A 21977-nucleotide genomic window follows, 5' to 3' on the forward strand; every position below is an offset into this window, starting at 1 on the left:
AATGCACCCGCTGTGCTGAGTGCTCCGGTCGAGCGCAGATGACACGGCGGCCGTGCGCGCTACTGCGACACGAGGACGGCACGCCATGACAGACGTCGACTTTTGCGTAATCGGCGGGGGATTCGCGGGACTGACGGCCGCGCTGCGGCTGAAACAAACGGGACGATCGGTAGCGCTGCTGGAAGCGCGCGACCGGCTCGGGGGGCGCGCGTTCACCCGAGTGCGCGACGACGGGTCGTGGATCGATCTCGGCGGCGCCTGGATCGGGCCGGGCCAAGACCGCGTCCGGGCGCTGATGACCGAGTACGGGGTACCGAGCTACAAGCAGTACACCGACGGCGAGGCCATGATGGTCGTCGACGGCAAGCAGCACCGGTACACCGGCACCATCCCGTGGACCATGAGCCCGTGGGCGGCGATGAACCTCGGCGCGGTATTCCTCGAACTGGGGCATATGTGCAAGTCGGTTCCCCTGGAAGCGCCGTGGTCGGCGAAGAAGGCCGACAAGTGGGATCAGGTCAGCTTGGCGCACTGGCTGGAAGGCAATGTGCTGTCCAAGCCCGCGCACGACCTGCTCGAGACGGCCATAGCCGGCTGCTACACGTCGGCGGCCTCGGAGGTGTCGTTGCTTTTCGTGCTGTACCAGATGGCGTCGGGCGGCGGGCCGAGCTTCGTCCTCGGCGTCAAAGACGCGGCGCAGGACGCGCGGCCGGTCGGTGGCATGGGCGCGATCTACCGGCCGATGACGGCCGAACTCGGCGATTCGATCCACCTGTCGCAGCCGGTGCGCTGCATCCATCAGGACGACGAGGGAGTCATGGTCCGCGCGACCGATCTGACGGTGCGCGCGCGCCGGGCGATCGTGGCCGTCCCCCTCGCGATCGCGGGCCAGATCTCCTACCGGCCGATGTTGCCGGTAGACCGATCGTTCCTGCATCAGCGCATGCCGAGCGGCTCGATCATCAAGGTCTCCGCGGTGTACGACGAACCGTTCTGGCGCGACGACGGCCTGTCGGGACAGTCGGTCGCCCCGGGCTCGCCCGCCACGGTCACCATCGACGCGTGCACGGACACCGGACGCCCCGGGGTGCTGTGCGTGATCATCGAGGGGCCCATCGCACGACAGGTGGGCCGACTCGACGAAACCGAACGAAGAAGCGCGGTACTCGGCGCACTCGTCGAGCGGTTCGGCCGCAAGGCGGGCGCACCCGTCGACTACATCGAGCAGAACTGGAGCGTCGAGCGGTACTCCGGCGGCGGGATGCTCAGCCACGCGCCGACCGGCGTGCTCACGCAATTCGGCCATGCGCTGCGCGAGCCGTGCGGGCGCATCCACTGGGCGGGCACGGAGAGTTCCGCGGTGATGTGCGGCTGGATCGACGGGGCCATCCGCTCCGGCGAACGCGCGGCCAGCGAAGTCTTGGAACACGAGACCGCCGTAGTGGGCTGACGGGAAGTGGGTGCGGTATGCGAACCGATGGAGACGTCTGGGACATCGTCAGTAGCGTCGGGCTCACCGCGCTGGGGGTGGCGACGTTCCGTGCGCTGGAGGCGGCCTCTCCCGATCCCTTGATCCAGGACGATTACGCGCCGCTGTTCGTGGCGGCCGCGGGTCATCCGCATTTCACCGGTCTGCTGGCCGATCCCTCCCCGCTCGCGGACACGCCGCTGGTTCCCGGGTTCATGGGCTTGCGCACCAAGTTCTTCGACGAGTTCTTCCTGTCGGCCGTCGCGGACGGCGTTCGGCAAGCCGTGATCGTCGCGGCGGGATTGGACGCGCGAGCGCATCGTCTCGACTGGCCCCCGGCGACCACGGTGTTCGAGATCGATCAGCCCAAAGTCCTGGAGTTCAAGGAGAAGGTTCTCACCGAGAACGGCGCACGACCGAAGGCCCGCCGACGCACGGTGCCGGTGGACCTGCGCGAGGACTGGCCGGCCGCCCTGCGCGACGCGGGCTTCCACCCCGATGAGCCCACCGCATGGTCGGCCGAGGGGCTGCTGCCCTATTTGCCCGGCGCGGCGCAGGACAGATTGTTCGAGCACATTGATCAGCTCTCCGCACCCGGCAGCCACCTCGCCGTGGAGAGCTTCGTGACGGGTGTCGACGTCAAACGCTTCGCGAGCATCGAGACGAAGTACTTCGACCGCTACAACCCGTTCGGGGACATCGACCCGGCCGAACTGTTCTACGACGACGAACGGGCCGATCCCGCGCAATGGTTGTCCGGCCACGGCTGGTCGGTGCGCTGCTTCAGTCCGAGCGAGCTGGCCGCGTCCTACGGGCGATCGGTCCCGGACCTCCCCGAGGAACTCGACGACCTGTGGCGGCAGCCCCGGCTGCTGACCGCGGTGCGTTGACCGGCCCTACATCTTGGCGCTGCGGGCCATGACGAAGCTGTAGAGCCCGTAGGTGATGATGCCCAATCCGGCGATGAGGAGCAGGGCCACGCCGAAGGGTTGCGCGCCGAGCGTCTTCAAGGCTCCGTCCAGCCCGGCGGACTTGTTCGGATCGTCTTTCGTCGCGGCGAGGATGACCAGCAACCCGACCGCAGCGACGGCGAGTCCCTTCGCGATGTATCCCACGGTGCCGAGCCGCCGCACGAAGGCGCCCTGGGTCCCTCGGAGGTCATCGAGGAAGTTCCGGCTCGCTCCCTTGTACACGTGGTAGCCGCCCACGCCGATGATGATCAGCCCGCCCACGACCAGAGCGACCGCGCCCGCCGTGTGCTGCATCAGACGCGCGGTGAGCCCGACGCTCTGACTGCTGCTGGACTGTCCGCTGCCCCGCGCGAAGCGGAAAGCGGTGATCGCGAACGCGAGGTAGACCACCGACAGCGAGAGCGCCTTGACCCGGTCGAACGCCTCGGACTTCAAACTGCCGGAGCCCGGCTCGGACGCTTTCCCGAACACCGCCTCCGCCTGCCGCCACAGCGCCATCAGCCCGAACGCGACCACGCCGATCCACAGCGTGACCACCCCACCCGGTTTATCGGCCAGTTCGGCCATCGCCCCCGACTGATCGGCACTCCCCCCGCCCCCGAGCGCGAGCCTGATGGCGATGTAGCCGATCAGCAGATGAACAAGGCCCGACATGACGTAGCCCGCGCGGGCGAACCGCGCGAACGTGTCATTCTGGGCGATCCGACCGGCGGTGTCGGAAAGACCGGTGTGGGTCATATTGCTCCTCCATCCAGGTACCACGGCGCGAAGCCCGCAGGACATCGAGCGGATACCCAAGTCTTCGGAGAAAGCACCTCTCCACCTCTGAACTCGCGATCGCCTGCTTGCCAACACGGTCTGCGCTGGTCACCGCGACGTGGTCGAGCAGGTCGGGTATCCGCCCATGACGTCCAGCCCCTACCTTCCCGGGGTCAGATGCGTGCGGAGGAAGTCGATCTGGTCAGGAACGATCTGGTCGACGGCCGGTGGGTGATACACCGTGAAATGGTCGGCGTCATAGTGCTCGAGCACCGACTGCGGCACAGCACGGGCTACTTGTTCAGCGATGGCGGGATCGATGAGGTTTTCCTGGTCGCAGGCACACACCAGGAGCGGGCATCGGACACGATAAGCCTTGGCCGCAGCGTTGTAGAACAACATGCCGAGCCCGGACGCGGCGGTGATGCGGTTGTCGAACTGATAACCAGATGGGGTCACCGACTCCCATCCCTCGAGCGCGCCGGGCTGGTTGACGAAGGCGCGTTCGCCCGGCCGTCCGACGATCGGTAGGTACCGCCGGGGCAGGCCCAGCGCCGCGCGCATCAGATCGGAGGCGGTCGGCGCGGTGAACCGGAGCAGATGCCGCAGACCAGCGCGCGAGACGACCGCGCGTCCGCTGAATACGGGGCATTGCACGACCGCGGCCGCGAGATCGTCATGGCGAGTTGCCGCGGCCAGAACGTGACTGGCGCCGAATGATGTCCCCCACAACGCTATTCGGGCGGCATCGATCTCGGGCCGCGCACGGGCGAAGGCGAGCGCCGCGTCCACATCCGCGGCGTAGCGGTGCTGACTGACCAACTGCCTGGGCCGACCGTCCGATTCACCGAGAACGAGCGGAATGTCGCGCAGGTCTTCCCTCGACCGGCGACGGGCAGCCGAGTACGAGATCGGCACCGCTCGGCGCAGAGCGCGGCACCGACCGGTCACCGCCGGCAGGGACACGATAGGCACATCGGCGATATCGGATCCGACCGGTTCGAACACCGCCGGGGCTTAGCGTGGCGACCGGTGCTACAGGCCGCCGACACACTGTGGGCACTCGCAATCCGCGAGATGTATCGCAAGCCTGTCCAGGCCGATACCCAGCCGTGGCGCCTGCTGGTCCGCCCCGATGCCTATCGGGCCGGACCAGCACTACGGGCCGCAACCCCGAGGATGACCACCGCCTCACTCCTCAACCTAGGGCGAAATCCGCCTCCAGAACCAGCTGGCCACCATCGTTAGATCGAATAGTAATCCGCGATGAACAGGCGTTTTCCGGTTGCCCATGTTTTGCGTGTCCTGCCGAGGGCACCGAATTTCGACCGCGTCTCCGCAGGCCAGGGCGGTTTTTTGGCGTCGCAGGGTCGATTCCTCGAAGGCACCATTTCACCGTTCACCTACGATTTGTGCCCACCGAAACGCACAATCAAGCGGTTGTGCTGGTACGAACCTCCAGCAAGCACAAGACCCGGAAACCCGGACCGGCAGAACGCCGAGCGCACGATCGGCGTGTACTCGGGCGGCGGCGGACCGCCTTCCACGCGGGCGCGAACGACGGCGAGTTCGAATGCAGTAACTCACCGTACCCCCAGTGCCGTTGGCGTACTGAGGGTTTCGCACCTCGCCGCCGGAGTCTCATGCCAGAGGAAAGCCCACGCCCGTCGAGGGAGCGACCGCCACCGCCCGATGTGCCGTCGCTCCATGATCCGTCAGCGATTCATCACCGGTTGCCGATCAACCCCGGCATTCGAGTAGTGACCTCCACCGGCAGAGCGCAGGGTGCCGACCAGGCACAGCACTGCACCGAGAGCGACCCAAGCCGCCAGCACGATCACGGCGTGGGTGGCGCCGCGGCCGTCGAAGAAGGCGGTCGACCGCAGCAACCGGCCACCGGCGCCGGGCGGCAGCAATTGGCCGAACGCACCCGACCATCCGGGCAGCATCTCGGGTGCGGTCGCCGTCCCCGAGAGGGGGTTGCCGACGAGCATCATGACCACCGCGCCGATCCCGATTCCGGCGTATCCGAGTAGTGATTCGAGCCCGAGAACGGTCAGCGAGGTGGCCGCGATGGCCAGGCCGATGGCACCGGCATTGGCCGGAAAGGACCCGCTCAGTGAGCCGAGCCAGTACTGCAGAATCGCCGCCACCGCCATGCCGCCGGTGACCGCGAAGGACAGTGCGCCAGTGACCCGCCGGATGGTGCCGTGCACGAGTCTGGTCAGCAGCACGGCGGCCAGTAGACCGCCCATGACAAGTGGCAGCGCACCCGCTGCAAGCCCGGCGCCGCGTGGATCGTCGGCGGGCAGGGCGGCGAGATCGCGGACAGCGATCGGGATGCTGGTCCCGCCCGCCTGGCTGAGGCCGGTCGCCATGGCCTGCAGCGTTTGGGCGACCGAGGTGCTCGCGGCGGAAGCGACGATGACCTGTGGCGTGCCGGAACTGAGGTCGATCGCCCCGTATACCTGCCGGTCTCTGATGAGTCGTTCAGCAGCCGCTGTGTCGTGGACCGTGGTGATCTCGAAACCGCCCGGCAGCCGTTGTTCCAGTGCGGTGCGGATCTGCGCGACGGCGGTGGGCGGCCCGGCGACGGCGATCGGGACATCGTGAACCGACGAGCGCGCCGATGGCCAGGCGAAGGCGACGAGCAGGACGCCGACGATCGCGGTGAGGACGACGACGGTTCCCGCCACCAGTGCCCATCGGGACGCAGGTACGGCGGTGGCGGAGGGCGCCGGGGTGTTCATGTCTACTCCTCGAAAGATGGGGCCGCGACCGGTGCTCATCGCAGCGTGAGCGGGGTCTCGGTGTCGATGTGGGTCAGCTTCTGCGGGTTGCGGACGTAGTAGAGGCCGGTGATGAAGGCGTACTCGACGCGCAGTGCGATGACGCCGTCGAGTTCCCCGTCGACGTGCAGAGCCAGGGCCGGGCCACCGTTGACCGCGGTCGGCTCGACAGTGAGCGTGACGCCCCGTTCAGTGAGGCCGCCGACGATGAATCGGGCCACCTTGTCGGTGCCGACAACGGGCCGGGCGTGGCCTGTTTGATGCCGCCGCCATCGCTGATCGCCACCACGTCGGAGGCGAGCACGTCGATTAGACCCTGCAGATCCCGGTTTTCGAGAGCCTGCTGGAAGGCCGTGAGAGTCACTTCGGCCTGTCGCGCGGACACAGTGCGACGCGGGCGGCGCGCCTCTACGTGGCGGCGGGCGCGGTGGGCGATCTGGCGCACGGCGGAGGGGGTCTTGTCGACCGCCGCCGCGATCTCGTCGTAGCCGATCCCGAACGCTTCACGCAGCACGAAGACCGCTCGTTCGGTCGGGGTCAGCGTCTCGAGGACGAGCATCAGCGTCATCGAGACGCTTTCGGAGAGTTCGACATCGGCGGCCACATCCGGCGTAGTGAGCAGCGGTTCCGGCAGCCACGAGCCCACGTAGGACTCCCGGCGGCGCTTCATCGAGCGCAGCCGGTCGAGAGCCTGCCTGGTGGTGATCCGAACCAGGTAGGCGCGTAGATCATCGGCATGCGCCGCATCGATGCCGACCCAGCGCAGCCACGTTTCCTGCAGGACGTCGTCGGTGTCGGCCACCGAACCGAGCATTTCGTAGGCGACGGTGAACAGCAGTTTGCGGTGCGCGAGAAACGCTTCGGTCGCCTCGACAGTGGCGTGGTCGCCAATGCGGCCCGTCCGCCGTCCCTCTGGTTCGTATTTGATGTTCATGGAGTTCTCCCAGGTCGGTCGTCGGGCCCCGGCAACCGGACGGCGATCGGTGATTTCGGTATCCCTACGCGATCGGCGCCGCTGCGTTGTCGCGCTGGGCCTGCAGCAGCATCGGCCGGTGCTTACCGTCCTTGAACCAGCGGTGTGAGCCGGGCTTGTACGCTTCGGTCGCCAGGTGCTTGATGCCTGCCGAGCAGGCGAACTCCTTGAGCTTCCTGCCTGCGAAGCCGCTGAAGTACAGCCGCATCGCGGTGTCGTCCTTGTGGCCGAGCTGGTAGATCCCAGCATCGCGCCCGAAGCTCAGGCACATGGCGGGGAACGACAGATCGATCGGCGAGGCCTGTTCACCCGCGATCCGGTGCAGCACTGTGTCGGCGGCGTGCGCTCCCAGGCAGTACGCGGTATAGGCGCTCATCCGGAACGGCAAGGCAGACGGTGCCGACGAGTCGCCCGCCGCAACAATGCGCTCATCGTCGACGCTGGTCAGCGTCTCGTCAGTGAGCAGTCGCCCGGCGACATCAGCGCGCAATCCGCTGCGGCTGGCCAGGTCGGGCACCCCGAACCCAGCCGTCCAGATCGTGACTTCACTCGCCAGCGTCCGGCCGTCGCCGAGTTCCACGGCCTCCCGTGTCACCGCGGTGACCGCCGCATCGGGGCCTTCGACAACGTTCACGCCCAGCTTGGCGAAGTACTTGCGGGCCGTGCGGCGAGCCTTCGGATGCAGGTACGGACCGAGCACCCCGCCACAGACCAGGGTGACGCTGCGGCCCTGCTCGGCCAGCTCCGCAGCGGTCTCGATCCCGGTCGGTCCGCCCCCGATCACCGTCACCGCCGCCGTCATGGGCGTATCGAAGAGCACCGACCGCAGCCGCTGCGCCGCCTCCAGAGTCGCGATGGGGTACGCGAACTCGGCCGCACCCGGCACTCGCGGCTCGGCATTGCCGCTGCCGACCGCGTAGATCAGGTAGTCGTAGCCGATCGTGCCGCCCTCGGCCAGTGTCACGCTGCGCTCGGTCGCGTCGATCCGCGTCACGCTGTCGACGACCAGCCGGACACCGTCGGCCAGGATTTCGGTGTAGTCGACGACCGCGTCGTGAGTGCCGCCCACCAGTTGGTGCAGACGCAACCGCGGGACGAAGACAGACCGCGGATTGATCACCGTCACCGTCACACCGTCGCGCTGCGTCAAGCGATTGGCCGCCATCACCCCGGCGTATCCGCCGCCGATCACGACCACATCGATGTTCTTGTCCATGGTGTCTCCTTCGTTCCGAGCGGGTCGAATACAAGACACCGGACCGACCGGATTCCTGACAGTCTGTGAGGCAGATCACTCCGGCCGTGGTTCCGTTCGCATGATTCGGCACATGGTGTTGAGCGGGACTCGATCCGCTCGCGGGAGGTAGCACTAAACGCACCGTCGGCAAGCGCTGGCGAACCACCCAGACTGATCCATGTCACTGATGAATGCTGTCAGGAAATCGGGGGCTGTCTCGTTCGAGCAGCACACACCGAGCAATGCGACCGCCCGCGCCGAACAACCCAGCCGACCGAGACACGAGCCGTCATCCCCCTTCGATCAATGACGCCCCGCTTCACTGAACTTGTTGCAAAACAACATATTCAGCCGGTCCCGGTCTCTATTGCCCCTACGCTCTCGACCGCTATCTGCACCAACGGTGGAACGAGGGCTGCACCAACGCCACTCAACTGTTCGTCGAGATCAAGGCTCGTGGCTACCGCGGCAGCGACAAGATCCTGCGGAAATACCTGCACCAGTTCCGCACCGGCGACCAGGTCGCGCGGACACCGCCCAAACCGCCCACAGTGCGAGAGTCACGTCCTGGCTCATGACCGATCCCGCTGGCCTCACACCCGACCAGCAGCGGCAACTCGACGCGATCCTCACCGCCAGCCCTGAATTGGCGACACTGGCCGACCATGTCCGCGGCTTCGCCGACATGATGCGTCACCGACGCGGCAGCGAGCTGGAAGCCTGGATGAAAGCCGTCGACGCCGATGATCACCCCGCCCTGCACTCGTTCGCGGTCTACGCCGCGACCAAGACGCCGCGACTGCAGGGCTGACCATGGAATGGAACAGCGGCGCGGTCGAAGGCCACGTCAACCGCATCAAAATGATCAAACGCCAGATGTTTGGTCGCGCCAACCTCGACCTGCTCCGCAAGCGCATCCTGCTCAGCGACTGAACCATCCAGAGCAGCGAAATCACGGAAAGCGTGCCAGATCCGATTTTCGAAGAGCGCTGACAGGTATGCCAAGCCCAACACCAACGATCGGCCTGGCGCGGCGACTGACACCGATGCCACCTCGACGACGAAAGCGCGGGGTTACCGGTGTGCACCGGATGGTCAGCGGGAGGACGCCGTGATGACGACACTCGAGCGTGCGCAATGGCACCCGGCCGAAGCCGCCCGGCGCCCGATTCACTCGCTAGATCGCCGAGCGGGGATACCCCGCTGGCCAGGACGTTCGGGAGGACCTAGAGTGCGCGGTCGAGAATCAAGCGGGCGAGGGCGTCGCGGTCCTCGAGCATCGCGATATGCCCTACTCCGCGAAGGTATTCCAGCTTGGCGCCCGGCACCACCTCATACTGATGCGCCGATGCAGGGTCCCAACGAGGGTCGGAATCCCCGAAGATCACGAGGAGGGGCTTTCCGGCGTCGATGAGGCGCTGGGGCACGGCCCGCTCGGCGATATAGTCGCCGTTGGCGGCGAGAATCGCGCGGAAAGCTCGATAGGACGTCCTTCGCAAGTCGGCCAAAGCCCCGTCGGGCACGGTGATCGGAGCCGCCGCTGTCGCTGCCAGTCCGCGGCGGATCATCGAGTCGGTACGGATCGCCCACAGGAGCGGACCGAAGGGCGGCGAGGCGAGTACCCGGATGATCGCCGGCTCGGGGAGAAGCGCTGCGTGACTCGGCCCCGTGCTGACCAGGACCAGCTCGCCGACCAGGTCTGGACGACGCTCCACGAGGGCGGTAGCGACGTACCCTCCGCTGGAGTGGCCGACCACCTTCAGATTTCGGACGCCGAGCTCGTCCAACACCGTCGCAGTCCGATCCGCCTGCTGCGGAACGGCGTACGTCGACGCCGGCGTGGACCGGCCGCATCCCGGAAGGTCGATCGTGATCACCCGGTACTTCGTGGCGAGCGACGGCACCACTGGCGCCCACATCGAACCGGTTGCGCCCGAGCCGTGGATGAGTAACAAGGGCGGTGCCGCCGGGTTCCCGTCGATGACGACGTGTAATCCGCGGACTGTCGTGTCATCGCGTGTCTGGGTGGGACTCGATTCGCTCATACCGACAGCTTCGTCGCGGCTCGTCACGCCGTATTGGACGAATGTCACGTCACCCCGCTCGGCTAGCCTGGGATGCATGACCGCAACGGGCGGATTGGACTGGAGTCGGGTCGACGTCGCCGTCCCGGTCGGACTACCGACTCCGGGAGTCCAGATGGCGGGTTTCCGGTACCAGGACGTTGCCCCCGTTGACATCACGATGATCCCGCATCCCATGGTCACGCTCCTGCTCGATCTCAGCGAGCACGGAGTCGTCTACGACGTTCTCGGGCGCCCGGCCACGGGGAACGCGATCGTCGGCCTCCATGCCGGCGCCTTACGCATCACCAGCGCAGGGGCCGGCGACGTCCTGCAGATCCGCGTGTCCCCCGTCATCGCCGCAGCGATTCTCCGAGACACCGACATCATCGGCGGCGCCGTGACACCGCTGCCGGAGCTGTGGGGCAGCTGCGCTGCCATCTTGACCGAGCGACTCCGTTCGACGCCGTCGTGGGACGACCGGTTCGCAATCGCAGCCGCGTTCCTCCGAAGCCGGGTACCTCGCGGATTCGGAGTAGCACCCGAGATCTCGTACGCCTGGGACCAGACCGTCCGCACCAGAGGCCTGCTCCGCATCGAGACCCTTGCCGCAGAGACCGGCTGGACCCGCCAGCGACTCTGGTCTCGCTTCCGGACCCATATCGGGGTCTCGCCCAAGTATGCATCCGAACTCGTCCGCTTCGACCATGCCGCACACCTCCTGGCGACAGGACGCTCGCCTGCGGATACCGCCGTCGAGGCCGGCTACGCCGACCAATCCCATCTTCACCGTCGAACCAAGGCGATTACCGATATGACCCCCACCGTCGTCGCGAGGGCACCGTGGCTAGCGATCGACGAAGTCGCCTGGCCGACAACCTGATCCCCGCAGCCGAACGAAATCGACGGCCTATCCGGCGGGCACATGAGGACCGGAGTGAGCACTCGTCCCGCGAGGTCAGCATGCGGTCCGCGAGATCTGCTGGAGTCGCGATCCCGTCGCGAGCTGGTCTGCTTCGTTCAGACTGCGCTTCGTGCCGGCAACGCCCCAAGTGCACGTATGGCCTCCGCGGTCTCCCGCTGGGCTTCCGCCTGCGCGAGGGCAGCATGTGCCTGCGCCTGAGCGATCACGTTCCGCCGCTCCGCTCCGCTGACCGCCTCCCCGGCGGTGAGGCCACTGAGCAGTGCCTCGGCGCGCTGCTTGTGAGTGGTGTAGTCATCCATCGGGCGATTCTCGCACGGGGCGAGCGCACGGCCGGAGTGACCAACATCTGTGAGGTGGCGGCGCGGCTGCCGTCAGAAATCCCGGCTGATGAAAGCGCGTACGGGCGCGGTTTCGCCCGTTTCGAGTCGAGTTCCCAGTTACGCCGGCCCAATTGAACACGAGCAGCAATTGCAACCACTGCGATGTAGCGCGATGGACCCAAAAGTGCGCGCCCGAATCACGACCACAGCTCAGTCCGACCTGCCACAATGACTCCCGGTCCCGGCCATGCACCCGGATCAGGTCCCACCGTTCCGCTGGTAGCACAACGGCAGAGGCATCATCCAAGATTTCTGGGCCAAACCGGGGGGTAAACGGGGGCCAGGTTCAATAGAAAAGGTCAGGCCCGGTATAAAACCGAGCCTGACCTGCTATTTCTGTGGAGCTAAGGGGACTCGAACCCCTGACCCCCACACTGCCAGTGTGGTGCGCTACCAGCTGCGCCATAGCCCCTGGTTGGTTGCGCTCCGGCTTCCCGGCCGCGCTTGAATGAAGTTACACCAACGGTATGTCGGCGACCAAATCGCCTCGATTCGGGGGGTGACAGAGGGGGACGAATGGGCTTAGTATCGAACACGTGTTCGAATCAAATTTCGATCAGGGCGTAGGGCGATAGCCGGTCGGACGCTCGGAACGGCCAGAGCAGATGGGGTTGCTGGTTTGCTCGTTTCGATTGTCCGGCTCCCCGATGGGAGTCGGAGCGGATGTGAGACACCTCGAGGTGCGGTCTAGGGACAGGGGGCCGGATCGCGCTGTCGAGTGCGCGGGCCGGGCAGCGGCAGGTGGAGCCGCTGCCCGGCCCCAGGCCAACTGAAAACTCGGCGAGCGGCGATCTCGGGGGCTGGGGATGTCGGGTCGTGCCGTCGAGTGGGCCGGGGCGTCGATTTGGTGGAGTCGGCGTTCCGGCCCTTCCGTTCGCCGTAGAAGCTGCCGGGTCACGAGGGGCTCGACTGCCTTGCCGAGGCGGCATCCGGCGACGGCCCCGCCGGAAGGACAAGATCACCGGTCTTGCCGGGTACGGGCGTGAGTCGGTTACCGCGCCTATGCCCTCTTCCCCATGGGCGGATGCCGCCGACAGCCGTTGATGCAACTGGTGAAGGTCTGCTGTGTCCGAGGTCGGGAGGTGCCCGGCGTGATGTCAGCTATGCACTCGCGCGCAGCGACTGCGGTCCCGCTCAACCGGCGAGCGAAACCACCCAGTTCTCGTCGTTGGTGTCGACTTTCCTCGTCCCGTCGAACACCGCGGGGGTGGCCGCGGAGCCACCCAGCACTTCGCCGAGCGCCGCGGTCTGCGCCATCGCGGTGTTGCGCGCGGAATCGACCTTGCTACCGGTCGCGATGCATTGCCGCACGGGATCGGCGGCTCCGGCGTCGCCCGCGATCGCGGCGAGTTCCTCGTTGCTCAGGTCGGCGCCGCCTTCGCTGGGACGCTTCGTGGTGAACAGTTCGGTGTGGAACTTGGAGTAGACCGGCCCCGAACCCGCCTCGGCCACACACTGGTTCGCGGCGACCGCGCGCGTCGAGTAGTCCTTGCTCCGGGAGCGGCCGTCGAGGAAGTTCACCAGGCGATAGCGCACGGCCAGCGCGCCCGCATCGATCTGCTGCGCGATCTCCTGGCCGTAGATGCGCTCCAGACTGCCGCAGCCGGGACACAGCGGGTCCTCGAAGATGTCGATGGTCTTCTTCGCGTCCGGGCGGCCGAGCAGGATCGAACCGTTCTGCTCGAGCATCGAGTGCACGGCGGGGTCCCGCACCGAACCGTAGCCGTCGTTGCGGACGGCCGCGTCGTCTCGCCCCCAGCGGATCGCCGCGATGACGATGAGCACGATCAGCACGAGAGCGACCGCACCGAGCGCATAGGTGGTCGCGCTGGACATCGGCCGTGGAGTGTAGTTCGAACGCGATTCGCTCACATTGACACTTTGCCGCAACGAACCACCGTTCCCGCCGCCGGGCCACCGATCCGACGGCCGCGCGCACACTGAGCGGAGCCCCCGGCAAGTCCCCCGCCCGGGCCACCCAACGGTTCTGTCCGCGGGCTCCGCGACGCGCGGACGGACCGCGCCGCCGATTACCTCGCGCTACGCCCCAGCTGCGCCCGGCCCGTAGCACCGCCCGTCCGGACTACAGTGCTCAGCGCTTGCGGCGGGCACGCCGCTCCGGTCGCCGACGTTTGCCGCGGGACATCGGGCGCCCCGGCGGATATTCCGCCTCGTCGGAGTCGACGACCGCGGTGGCCGGCGCGGTCCGCCCAGGTCTGGCGTCGGCTGCCGCACCGCGGTGATCGCCGATCCCGGCCGGGGGACAGCCCGACGGTCCGTCGGACTCCGCCACCGTCGCAACACCGTCCGTCACCGACTCCCGCCGATCAACCACGACTTGCGGATCCGCCGAACCCTCTCCCGGAACCGCCATGGGCTCGGCCACCACGGGCACCGGACTGTCGGCGACCGGCGCGCCGGACACTTCGTTCAGCGCACGGTCGATCCGTGCCGATTGGCGCCCGGCATCGTCCGCTCCTGCGGAGCGTTCGGACGGCATCTCCGAGTGAGCGGGAACCCCCCGCCGCAGCGGCTCGGGCACGACAGCCCAGACGAGCGCCGCAACCGCGAGCAGGGCGCCGGTCACGCCGAGCGCGAGACCGTAGGACACCTGCTGGGCCAGGGCTCCGACGGCGACCGGTCCGATGACGGTGCCGAGGTCGGCGGCCATCTGGAAACCGGCCAGCACCGGCCCGCCGCGCGCCTTGGGGCCGATGATGTCGGCGACGGCCGCCTGCTGGGTGGGGGTGAACATGCCGGAACCGAGCCCGGCCAGGAACGAGGTGGCGAGCAGCCAGGGAAGGTCGGTGGCCAGGCCGAGCCCCGCCGTGCCGACCGCGCACACCAGCGAGCCGCTGATCACGAACGGTTTCCGTCCCCACCGGTCGGACAGCCGCCCCGCGGCGAACAGCACCGTGACGTTGCCCGCGGCGAACACCGTCAACGCGACACCGGCCATACCCGGCGCTTGGTGCAGCACCTCGACGACGAGCAGCGGCACCAGAGCCATCCGGACACCGAACACGGCGGCTCCGTTGGCGAAGTTCGACAGCAGCACCGCCCGGTACTCCGGCCGCGCCCAGCCCTCGCGGAAGGACATCATGCGGGCGCCGCCGACCGGCTCCGGCGCGGCCAACTCCGAATTGCGCAGGCTGAAGTACACCACGACGCTGACGACGAACAGCGCCACGGCGTAGATGACGAACGGCCAGCGCAGGCCGAGCCCGGACAACCCGCCGCCCACCAGCGGCCCGCTCACCGAGCCGACCAGGAAACTGGTCGACCACAGTCCCGAGACCCGGCCGCGCTGTTCGGGCGGCGACATCCGGATGACCAGCGCCAGCGACGATACGGTGAACATGGTCGAGCCGATGCCGCCGAGCGACCGCAGCACCATGAGCTGCCAGTAGCTCTGGGCCAGGGCGCTCGCGCCGGTGGACGCCGCGACGATCAGCAGCCCGCCGAGGTAGACCGAGCGCTCCCCCAGCCGCTGCACCAGCCGCCCGCTCACGGGTGCGAACAGCAACCGCATCAGCGCGAACGCGGAGACGATGGCCGAGGCGGCCGCCACGCCGACGCCGAATCCGCGCGCGAACTGCGGCAGCACCGGGGCGACCAGGCCGAACCCGATGGCGATGACGAACGCGCCCCCGACCAGCACCCAGATCTCGCTGGGCAGGGGCTTGGATCTACCGGTCACCGGACAGCGCCTGCCCCACCAATTCCTCCGCGGCCGTCTGCACCTCGGCGAGGTGCTCGGGTCCGTGGAACGACTCCGCGTAGATCTTGTACTTGTCCTCGGTGCCGGAGGGGCGGGCGGCGAACCACGCGTTCTCGGTGGTCACCTTCAGGCCGCCCAGTGGCGCGCCGTTGCCCCGCGCCCTGGTGAGCACGGCGGTGACGGGCTCCCCGGCGATCTCCTTCGTCGTGATCATGTCCGGAGTCAACTTCGCGAGCAGTTCTTTCTGTTCCACGGTGGCGGGTGCGTCGATCCGCGCGTAGGCGGGGCTGCCGTAGCGGCGTTCGAGTTCGACGTAGCGCGCCGACGGGCTCTGGCCGGTGACCGCGGCGATCTCGCCGGCCAGCAGCGCGAGCAGGATGCCGTCCTTGTCGGTGGTCCAGACCGTGCCGTCCATCCGCAGGAACGACGCGCCCGCGCTCTCCTCCCCGCCGAATGCCAGGCTGCCGCTGAACAATCCGGGAACGAAGAACTTGAATCCGACGGGCACCTCGTGCACATCGCGCCCGAGCACGGAGACGACCCGGTCGATCATCGACGAGGTCACCGCGGTCTTGCCGATCTTGGTCAGCGCATCCCACCCCATCCGGTTGGCGACCAGGTATTCGATGGCCACCGCGAGGAAGTGGTTCGGATTCATCAACCCGCCGTCGGGCGTGACGATGCCGTGCCGGTCGGCGTCGGCGTCGTTGCCGGTGGAGATGTCGTAGTCGTCCTTGATCCCGATCAGCGAGGCCATCGCGTAGCGGGAGGACGGATCCATCCGGATCTTGCCGTCGCTGTCGAGGGTCATGAACCGCCAGGTGGGATCCACGAACGGATTGACCACCTCGAGCTCGAGATCGTAGCGCTGGCCGATCTCCTCCCAGTAGTCGACGCTGGCGCCGCCCATCGGGTCGGCGCCGAGCCGGATGCCCGCGCCGCGGATCGCGTCCAGGTTCAGCACGTTGGGCAGGTCGTCGATGTAGTTGCCGAGGTAGTCGTAGCGTTCCACGCCGTCGGCCAGCGCCCGCTGCAACGTGGTGCGCTTGACCCCGGTGAGCCCGTCGCGCAGCAGTTCGTTCGCGCGCGCGGCGATGGCGTCGGTGGCCGTGTTGTCCGCCGGGCCGCCGTGCGGCGGGTTGTATTTGAAGCCGCCGTCGCGAGGCGGGTTGTGCGACGGGGTGACCACAATGCCGTCGGCCTGATGCTTGGCGCCGCCCCGATTGTGGCGCAGCACAGCGTGACTGAGCGCGGGCGTGGGGGTGTAGCGGTCGCGCGCATCGATCACCGCGGTGACGTCGTTGGCGGCGAGCACCTCGAGCGCGGTGGTCCAGGCGGGCTCGGACAGGGCGTGGGTATCCCTGGCGAGATAGACCGGGCCGGTGATGCCCCGGGTGGCGCGGTACTCCACGATCGACTGTGTGATCGCCAGGATGTGCGCCTCGTTGAAGGCGCCGTCCAGACTGGAGCCGCGATGTCCCGACGTTCCGAACGCCACCCGCTGGGCCGGATCCGCCGCGTCCGGAACACGGCTGTAGTACGCCGTCACCAGGTGCGCGATGTCTTCCAGATCGGTGGGACGTGCGGAACGCCCGGCTCGATCGTGGGCCATGCTCGGGTCTCCCTTCCGTATCGGCTGCGCCCGGCTCGTCATGAGGATCATGTCCACGACCACCCGGCCACCGCCGACCCCACGGCCACGTCGTTCACGTCGGCCACCCGCCGGAACCTCTCGTAGCCGTACATGTCGAACGTGGTCGGCACGGTGCGGAAGCCTGCTTCCGCGGCGGCGAGCGGCCGATCGCCCGCCGACGCGCCGCTCAGATTGCCGAGCCGCGCCGAACCGACAATGGTAACGGCCGCCGCGTGTGACAGCGGCGGCGAGGTGAAACCCGCTGCGGCCACAGGGGCTACGGCGGTTCCGCCGGGCTTGCCGCGTCTGGTCATCGCTCACCTTCCTGCCACTGGTCCACCGGCACCAAGGTGACGTTGACCGACGCGAACAGCTCGGCATTCCGCTCGACGAAGGCGCGCAGGCGTTCCGGCTCGTCGACCAGCATCAGCAATAACGGAAGGTGGTCGGCGACGTCGAGGATCCGGGTGGTGTGCACGTGCGCGGACGCACCGTAGCCCTCGATGCCACGCCACACGCTGGCTCCCGCCAGGCCGGTATCTCTGGCCCGGCGCACGATCTCGTGATACAGGGGCGCGTGCCGCCATTTGTCGTCCTCGTCGAGCAGCACGGTGAGCCGTGCGGCGGGCCGCCATCGTCCCGCCGTGGCAGCGCCCGTTTGCGAACCACTCATTGCCTGCCCCCTTCCGTCGTGCCGTTCCCGTCGATCGCAGAGCCGAACCAGGTAACCACCGTGCCATGCCCGCCGGGCTCCGCCGTCCCGGCCGCACCACCGCCACTCCCCGAGGCGGCCGAGCGCGGGGAGCGCCGCGCCCGGTCCGAGGAGTCTACGAACCCCGCGGGTGGGGTGGAGAGGGTGGTGCGACCGCCGGGTGCGCCGATGCCGAGAAGGGTGCGCAGCAGTCTCTTGGCTACCCACGCATGAGCGGCCGGAACCCTCGCGGATTCCGACGTGCAAAGCATCCCATGATATTTACCGCGTAGGTCGGAAAGGGGACCGCTCGCGGCACAGCCCGCCGCATCTACTTACCTTGTAATTTTGCACCGATAACGGTGATTATGGAGCACTTTGCTTGCGCGGCGGACGAGCGGCGCGAGTCCGCGCGACGCCGAGCGGCACCGTGGACAACCCTGATTCGGACGGCGGCAGCGGACGGAAGGGCTCATCCTCGACACGGCACTCGCACGCCGGGAGCGGCCGATCGGCAATCGCGGAGCACAGATTCGGCCCGGGTACGACGCGTGCGTCTCGCCGCGCTCACCGCCGAAGCGGATCGCGCGCCGTGCGGTCCGACGACGACGGCCGCCGCCCCTGCGACGAGGTCGCGGGAGCGGCGGCCGTGCGATACGGAACCGGATAGCCGGTGGCGCACTCCGATCAGTGCGCGAGTACCGGTTCTCCCTCGGCGGGCACCGGCACCGTGCTCGGCATCAGCACCGCGGTGAGGATGCCGCCTGCCACGAAGATCGCCGTGGCCCACCAGAAACTGGTGGTGTAGCTCTCGATCGCGGACTGGGCGATGGACAGCGGATCCGGTGTGCGGGTGGACAGGTAGTCGGTGGCCGCGGACGCCGCGATCGTGCTCAGCAACGCCGTGCCGATCGAGCCGCCGACCTGCTGGCTGGTGTTGATCATGGCCGAGGCCACACCCGCGTCCTCGTGCTGCACACCCGAGGTGGCGCCCTGGAAGGCGATCGCCATCGCGCCACCGAGGCCGAGACCGAGCAGGATCAGGGCGGGCAGGATGTGGCTGGCGTAGCCGGTGTCCAAGCCGATCCGGGTCAGCCAGGCCATGCCCGCCGCCGCGATAAGGAAGCCGCCGCTGACCACGATCTTCGGGCCGAGCTTCGGCAGCAGCAGCGACGGCGCGGTGGTCGAGGAGGCCACCATGGCGGCGACCATCGGCAGGAACGCGGCGCCGGTCATGATCGGCGAGTAGCCCAGGGTGAGCTGCATGTAGTAGGTGAGGAACAGGAAGATCGCGAACATCCCGATGCCCATGACGAACACCGTCAGGTAGGAGGTGCCGCGCATCCGGTCGAGCACGATCCGCATGGGAAGCAGCGGGTGCGCGACCCGGGTCTCCAGCCAGGCGAACACCGCGATCAGCGCCGCGCCGCCGAGCAGGAACGCGAGGGTGACGCCGTTGGTCCATCCGTCCGACTCCGCGTGCGAGAACCCGTAGACGATGCCGAACAGACCGGCGGTGACCACGAGCGTGCCGGGGATGTCGAGCTTGGGCCGCTCGGTGCTCGCGTGCTTGGCCAGCAGCAGTACCGCGCCGACCAGAGCGACGGCCGCGAAGGCGAGGTTGACGAACATCACCCAGCGCCACGAGGCCCATTCGGTGAGCGCGCCGCCGAGCAGCAGCCCGATCGCGCCGCCGGTGCCCGCGACGGCACCGAAGATGCCGAACGCCTTAGCCCGCTCGGACGGCTCGGTGAAGGTCACCGTGAGCAGCGAGAGAGCGGCGGGCGCCAGCAGCGCGCCGAAGACACCCTGCCCGACCCGGGCGGCGACCAGCATCTCGAAGCTGGTGGCCGCGCCACCGATGGCGGAGGCGACCGCGAAGCCGACCAGGCCGATGATGAAGGTGTTGCGCCTGCCGAACAGGTCGCTGAGGCGTCCGCCGAGCAGCAGCAGGCTGCCGAACGCCAGCGCGTAGCCGGTGACCACCCAGGAGCGGTCGCCGTCGCTGAAGCCGAGATCCGCCTGCGCGGCGGGCAGCGCGATGTTCACCACGGTCGCGTCGAGCACGACCATCAGCTGGGCGACACCGAGGACGGCGAGCACCCACCAGCGGAGGGCGTGCGAGCCGCGCCGCTCGCTGCCCGCCTGCTCAGGGGCGGGGGCCCCGCGGTCGATGGCGGTAGTCATGTGTCCCCTTTGTCTCTAGCCTTGATCCGGAGGAAACTCCTCCGCTTACCCGAAGAAGTTATCACGATAACGGAGACAACGCCTCCGGTTAATCCCCGAGGTTGGTAGAATGACGGTGTGAATCACGCCACGGTCGCCTCTCCACCCCGGCGTCTGCGGGCCGATGCCGCACGCAATCAGCAGCGCATCATCGCCGCGGCGCGGGAACTGTTCGCCGACCACGGACTCGAGATCACGCTCGACGACGTGGCCGAACGCGCGGGCGTGGGTGTCGGTACGGTCTATCGCCGCTTCGCGAACAAGAAGGAACTGATCGTCGAGGTCTTCGACCAGAACCTGAATGATTTCGCCGACGCGGCCGAGGCCGCCTACCGACATCCCGACCCCTGGTTCGGACTCGTCGAATTCTTCGAGTACGCGTGCAGGCACATGGCCACCAACCGCGGCTTCAGCGAGGTCATGCTCGAACTCGAGGACGACGAGACCGACCGGTTCGCGGTCGTGCGCGATCGCATCAAGCCCACCGTGACCGCCATCTGCGCTCGCGCGCGCGACGCGGGCGTGCTCGCCGACGGCATCGAGCCCTCGGACTTCTTCGCGCTCGTGCACATGGTCGACGGGCTCGCCGAGTTCGCCAAGCCGGTCAATCCCGATGTCTGGCAGCGGTATATGGCCATCATGTTGAACGGCCTGCGAAGCGACGGCACGCCGCGCAGGCATCTCGACGTCCCCCCGCTGACCGACGCCGAGGTCGAGCACGCCAAGCAGCATCTGACCTGCGGCTGGCGCAAGCGGTAGCGAAATCGCACCGTAAGTAGCGCACGTCACGTTCGCTCCCGTAAAGTTGGTCACATGACCAACTCGTGGGTGAACTGGGCAGGCGATCAACAGTGTGCGCCCGCGATCATCGCCACACCGCGCTCCGTCGAGGAATTGGCCGGCCTGCTCGCCGACGCCGAAGCCGCCGGCCGGACCGTGCGGGTCGCCGGCACCGGTCATTCGTTCACCGACGCCGTCCTGACCGACGGCACGCTGCTGAGCCTGGCGAAGCTGAACCGCGTCCTCGATGTCGACCGGGCGAGCGGCCTGGTGCGGGTGGAGGCGGGCATCAGCCTGAACGCGGCCAGCACCGCCCTGCATGAGCACGGCCTCGCCTTCCCGAACCTGGGCGACATCGATGTGCAGACCGTCGCGGGCGCTATCGCCACCGCCACCCACGGCACGGGCGCCACCTTGCAGAACCTCTCCGCCGCGGTGCATTCGCTGGAATTGACGCAGGCGGACGGCACCCGGGTGGAACTGAACGAGCACACCGATCCCGACGGCTGGCGGGCGGCGCGGGTCGGCATCGGAGCACTGGGTGTCGTCACCGCCGTGACCCTGCGGATGGCGCCGTCGTTCGTGCTGGAGGGCGTCGAACGGCCGATCCCGGTGGAGGAGGTGCTCGCGGACCTGGATTCGTTCGTCGACGGCAACGACCATTTCGAGTTCTACATGTTCGCGCACAGTCCGCTGGCCATGACCAAGCGCAACAACCGCGTGACCCTGCCCGAGCAGCCGCGCCCCAAGGCGGTGGACTGGTTCGCCGACATCCTGATGTCCAATCACCTGTTCGACGCGCTGTGCAGAGTGAGCCGCAGGCAACCGCGCCTGGTCCCCTTCATCCAGCGCAGCGCCGCCTACGCGGGCAGCTACCGGCGTCAGGTGGACCGCTCCTACCGGGTGTTCGCCTCGCCCCGCCTGATTCGCTTCACCGAGATGGAGTACGCCATCCCGCGCGCGCATTCCGTCGACGCGATCCGCGAGATCAAGGAACTGACCACTCGTTTCGACACCCCGATGCCCATCGAGGTGCGGTGGGTCGCACCCGACGACGCGTTCCTGTCCCCTGCGGGCGGCCGCGACACCTGCTACATCGCGGTGCACCAATACCGGGGCATGGACTTCGAGCCGTACTTCCGCGCCTGCGAAGCGGTGTTCGACCGCTACCAGGGCCGCCCGCACTGGGGCAAACGCCACTTCCAGACCGCGGCGACCCTGCGGGACCGCTATCCCGACTGGGATCGGTTCGCCGAGGTGCGGCGGCGCTTCGATCCGAAGGGGCGTTTCGCCAATCCCTACCTCGACCGGGTGCTCGGACCGGTCGGCTGAACCCGGCTCACCGCACGAGCGCCGCGGCG

At 68.0% G+C, this 21977-nt stretch carries 17 protein-coding genes, 1 tRNA gene and 2 pseudogenes; 6 read left to right on the plus strand and 14 right to left on the minus strand.

Annotated elements, in window-relative coordinates:
• The first annotated feature begins 85 nt into the window (after window positions 1–85).
• Both ON29_RS21290 and ON29_RS21295 read left to right on the plus strand, forming a co-directional pair.
• Window positions 86–1450: a flavin monoamine oxidase family protein gene (locus tag ON29_RS21290; protein WP_040868803.1), complete on the plus strand. Its 1365-nt coding sequence runs from the start codon at window positions 86–88 to the stop codon at window positions 1448–1450.
• Window positions 1451–1467: 17 nt separating this feature from the next.
• Window positions 1468–2358, plus strand: a complete 891-nt coding sequence (locus ON29_RS21295) for a class I SAM-dependent methyltransferase (protein WP_040868805.1) — start codon at window positions 1468–1470, stop codon at window positions 2356–2358.
• A gap of 6 nt (window positions 2359–2364) precedes the next feature.
• Here the strand turns inward: ON29_RS21295 and ON29_RS21300 are convergent, their stop codons facing one another.
• The 5 genes and pseudogenes from ON29_RS21300 to ON29_RS21320 form a co-directional block, all read right to left on the minus strand.
• Window positions 2365–3177, minus strand: a complete 813-nt coding sequence (locus ON29_RS21300; RefSeq protein ID WP_040868807.1) for a DUF1206 domain-containing protein — start codon at window positions 3175–3177, stop codon at window positions 2365–2367.
• A gap of 180 nt (window positions 3178–3357) precedes the next feature.
• Window positions 3358–4206 (minus strand): alpha/beta hydrolase, encoded by an 849-nt coding sequence (locus tag ON29_RS21305; RefSeq protein WP_083863950.1) that lies wholly within the window; start codon window positions 4204–4206, stop codon window positions 3358–3360.
• A 707-nt stretch (window positions 4207–4913) separates the two neighbouring features.
• On the minus strand, window positions 4914–5948 hold the full coding sequence (locus ON29_RS21310) for a hypothetical protein (protein WP_051175435.1): 1035 nt from the start codon (window positions 5946–5948) through the stop codon (window positions 4914–4916).
• Between the two features lie 35 nt (window positions 5949–5983).
• A pseudogene (locus ON29_RS21315) lies at window positions 5984–6921 on the minus strand (RNA polymerase sigma-70 factor).
• Window positions 6922–6985: 64 nt separating this feature from the next.
• Window positions 6986–8176, minus strand: a complete 1191-nt coding sequence (locus ON29_RS21320; RefSeq protein ID WP_040868810.1) for an NAD(P)/FAD-dependent oxidoreductase — start codon at window positions 8174–8176, stop codon at window positions 6986–6988.
• A gap of 424 nt (window positions 8177–8600) precedes the next feature.
• On the opposite strand from ON29_RS21320, the gene ON29_RS37955 reads away from it, so the two are divergent.
• The gene (locus ON29_RS37955) at window positions 8601–9008 is read left to right on the plus strand and encodes a DesA/ISL3 alpha bundle tail domain-containing protein (RefSeq protein ID WP_444543622.1); all 408 of its coding nucleotides are present in this window, start codon (window positions 8601–8603) and stop codon (window positions 9006–9008) included.
• Between the two features lie 415 nt (window positions 9009–9423).
• Here the strand turns inward: ON29_RS37955 and ON29_RS21335 are convergent, their stop codons facing one another.
• Entirely contained in the window at window positions 9424–10116 is a 693-nt protein-coding gene (locus ON29_RS21335) for an alpha/beta fold hydrolase (RefSeq protein WP_245549048.1), read from the minus strand.
• Between ON29_RS21335 and ON29_RS21340 the strand changes: the two genes are divergently transcribed.
• Window positions 10067–11143: a helix-turn-helix domain-containing protein gene (locus ON29_RS21340; protein WP_245549049.1), complete on the plus strand. Its 1077-nt coding sequence runs from the start codon at window positions 10067–10069 to the stop codon at window positions 11141–11143. The two genes, ON29_RS21335 and ON29_RS21340, sit on opposite strands and share 50 nt — an antisense overlap.
• A gap of 137 nt (window positions 11144–11280) precedes the next feature.
• On the opposite strand, the gene ON29_RS21345 is transcribed toward ON29_RS21340, so the two are convergent.
• The 8 genes and pseudogenes from ON29_RS21345 to ON29_RS21380 form a co-directional block, all read right to left on the minus strand.
• The gene (locus ON29_RS21345) at window positions 11281–11484 is read right to left on the minus strand and encodes a hypothetical protein (protein ID WP_040868818.1); all 204 of its coding nucleotides are present in this window, start codon (window positions 11482–11484) and stop codon (window positions 11281–11283) included.
• Window positions 11485–11904: 420 nt separating this feature from the next.
• Window positions 11905–11977 (minus strand) — tRNA-Ala (locus tag ON29_RS21350).
• Window positions 11978–12699: 722 nt separating this feature from the next.
• A complete protein-coding gene (locus ON29_RS21355; RefSeq protein WP_051175436.1) occupies window positions 12700–13401 on the minus strand; it encodes a DsbA family protein in 702 nt (233 codons plus the stop codon).
• Window positions 13402–14065: 664 nt separating this feature from the next.
• A pseudogene (locus ON29_RS21360) lies at window positions 14066–15265 on the minus strand (MFS transporter); the annotation flags it as partial.
• Window positions 15255–16898, minus strand: a complete 1644-nt coding sequence (gene pgm, locus ON29_RS21365) for a phosphoglucomutase (alpha-D-glucose-1,6-bisphosphate-dependent) (protein WP_040868821.1) — start codon at window positions 16896–16898, stop codon at window positions 15255–15257. The pseudogene ON29_RS21360 and the gene pgm, both read right to left, overlap by 11 nt.
• Before the next feature lie 47 nt (window positions 16899–16945).
• Entirely contained in the window at window positions 16946–17233 is a 288-nt protein-coding gene (locus ON29_RS21370; RefSeq protein ID WP_040868822.1) for a hypothetical protein, read from the minus strand.
• Complete coding sequence (locus ON29_RS21375; RefSeq protein ID WP_051175437.1) at window positions 17230–17592, minus strand: DUF190 domain-containing protein; 363 nt, start codon at window positions 17590–17592, stop codon at window positions 17230–17232. Before ON29_RS21375 ends, ON29_RS21370 begins: the two co-directional genes overlap by 4 nt.
• 705 nt (window positions 17593–18297) lie before the next feature.
• Window positions 18298–19797 carry an MFS transporter gene (locus tag ON29_RS21380; protein WP_040868823.1) on the minus strand — a complete coding sequence of 500 codons (1500 nt, stop codon included), beginning with the start codon at window positions 19795–19797 and terminating at the stop codon, window positions 18298–18300.
• Between the two features lie 117 nt (window positions 19798–19914).
• Between ON29_RS21380 and ON29_RS21385 the strand changes: the two genes are divergently transcribed.
• Both ON29_RS21385 and ON29_RS21390 read left to right on the plus strand, forming a co-directional pair.
• Window positions 19915–20595, plus strand: a complete 681-nt coding sequence (locus ON29_RS21385) for a TetR/AcrR family transcriptional regulator (RefSeq protein WP_040868824.1) — start codon at window positions 19915–19917, stop codon at window positions 20593–20595.
• 54 nt (window positions 20596–20649) lie between these two features.
• Complete coding sequence (locus ON29_RS21390; RefSeq protein ID WP_040868825.1) at window positions 20650–21948, plus strand: D-arabinono-1,4-lactone oxidase; 1299 nt, start codon at window positions 20650–20652, stop codon at window positions 21946–21948.
• Window positions 21949–21977: the final 29 nt, after the last annotated feature.

This window comes from Nocardia exalbida NBRC 100660, from assembly GCF_000308575.1.
Classification (GTDB): Bacteria; Actinomycetota; Actinomycetes; order Mycobacteriales; family Mycobacteriaceae; genus Nocardia; species Nocardia exalbida.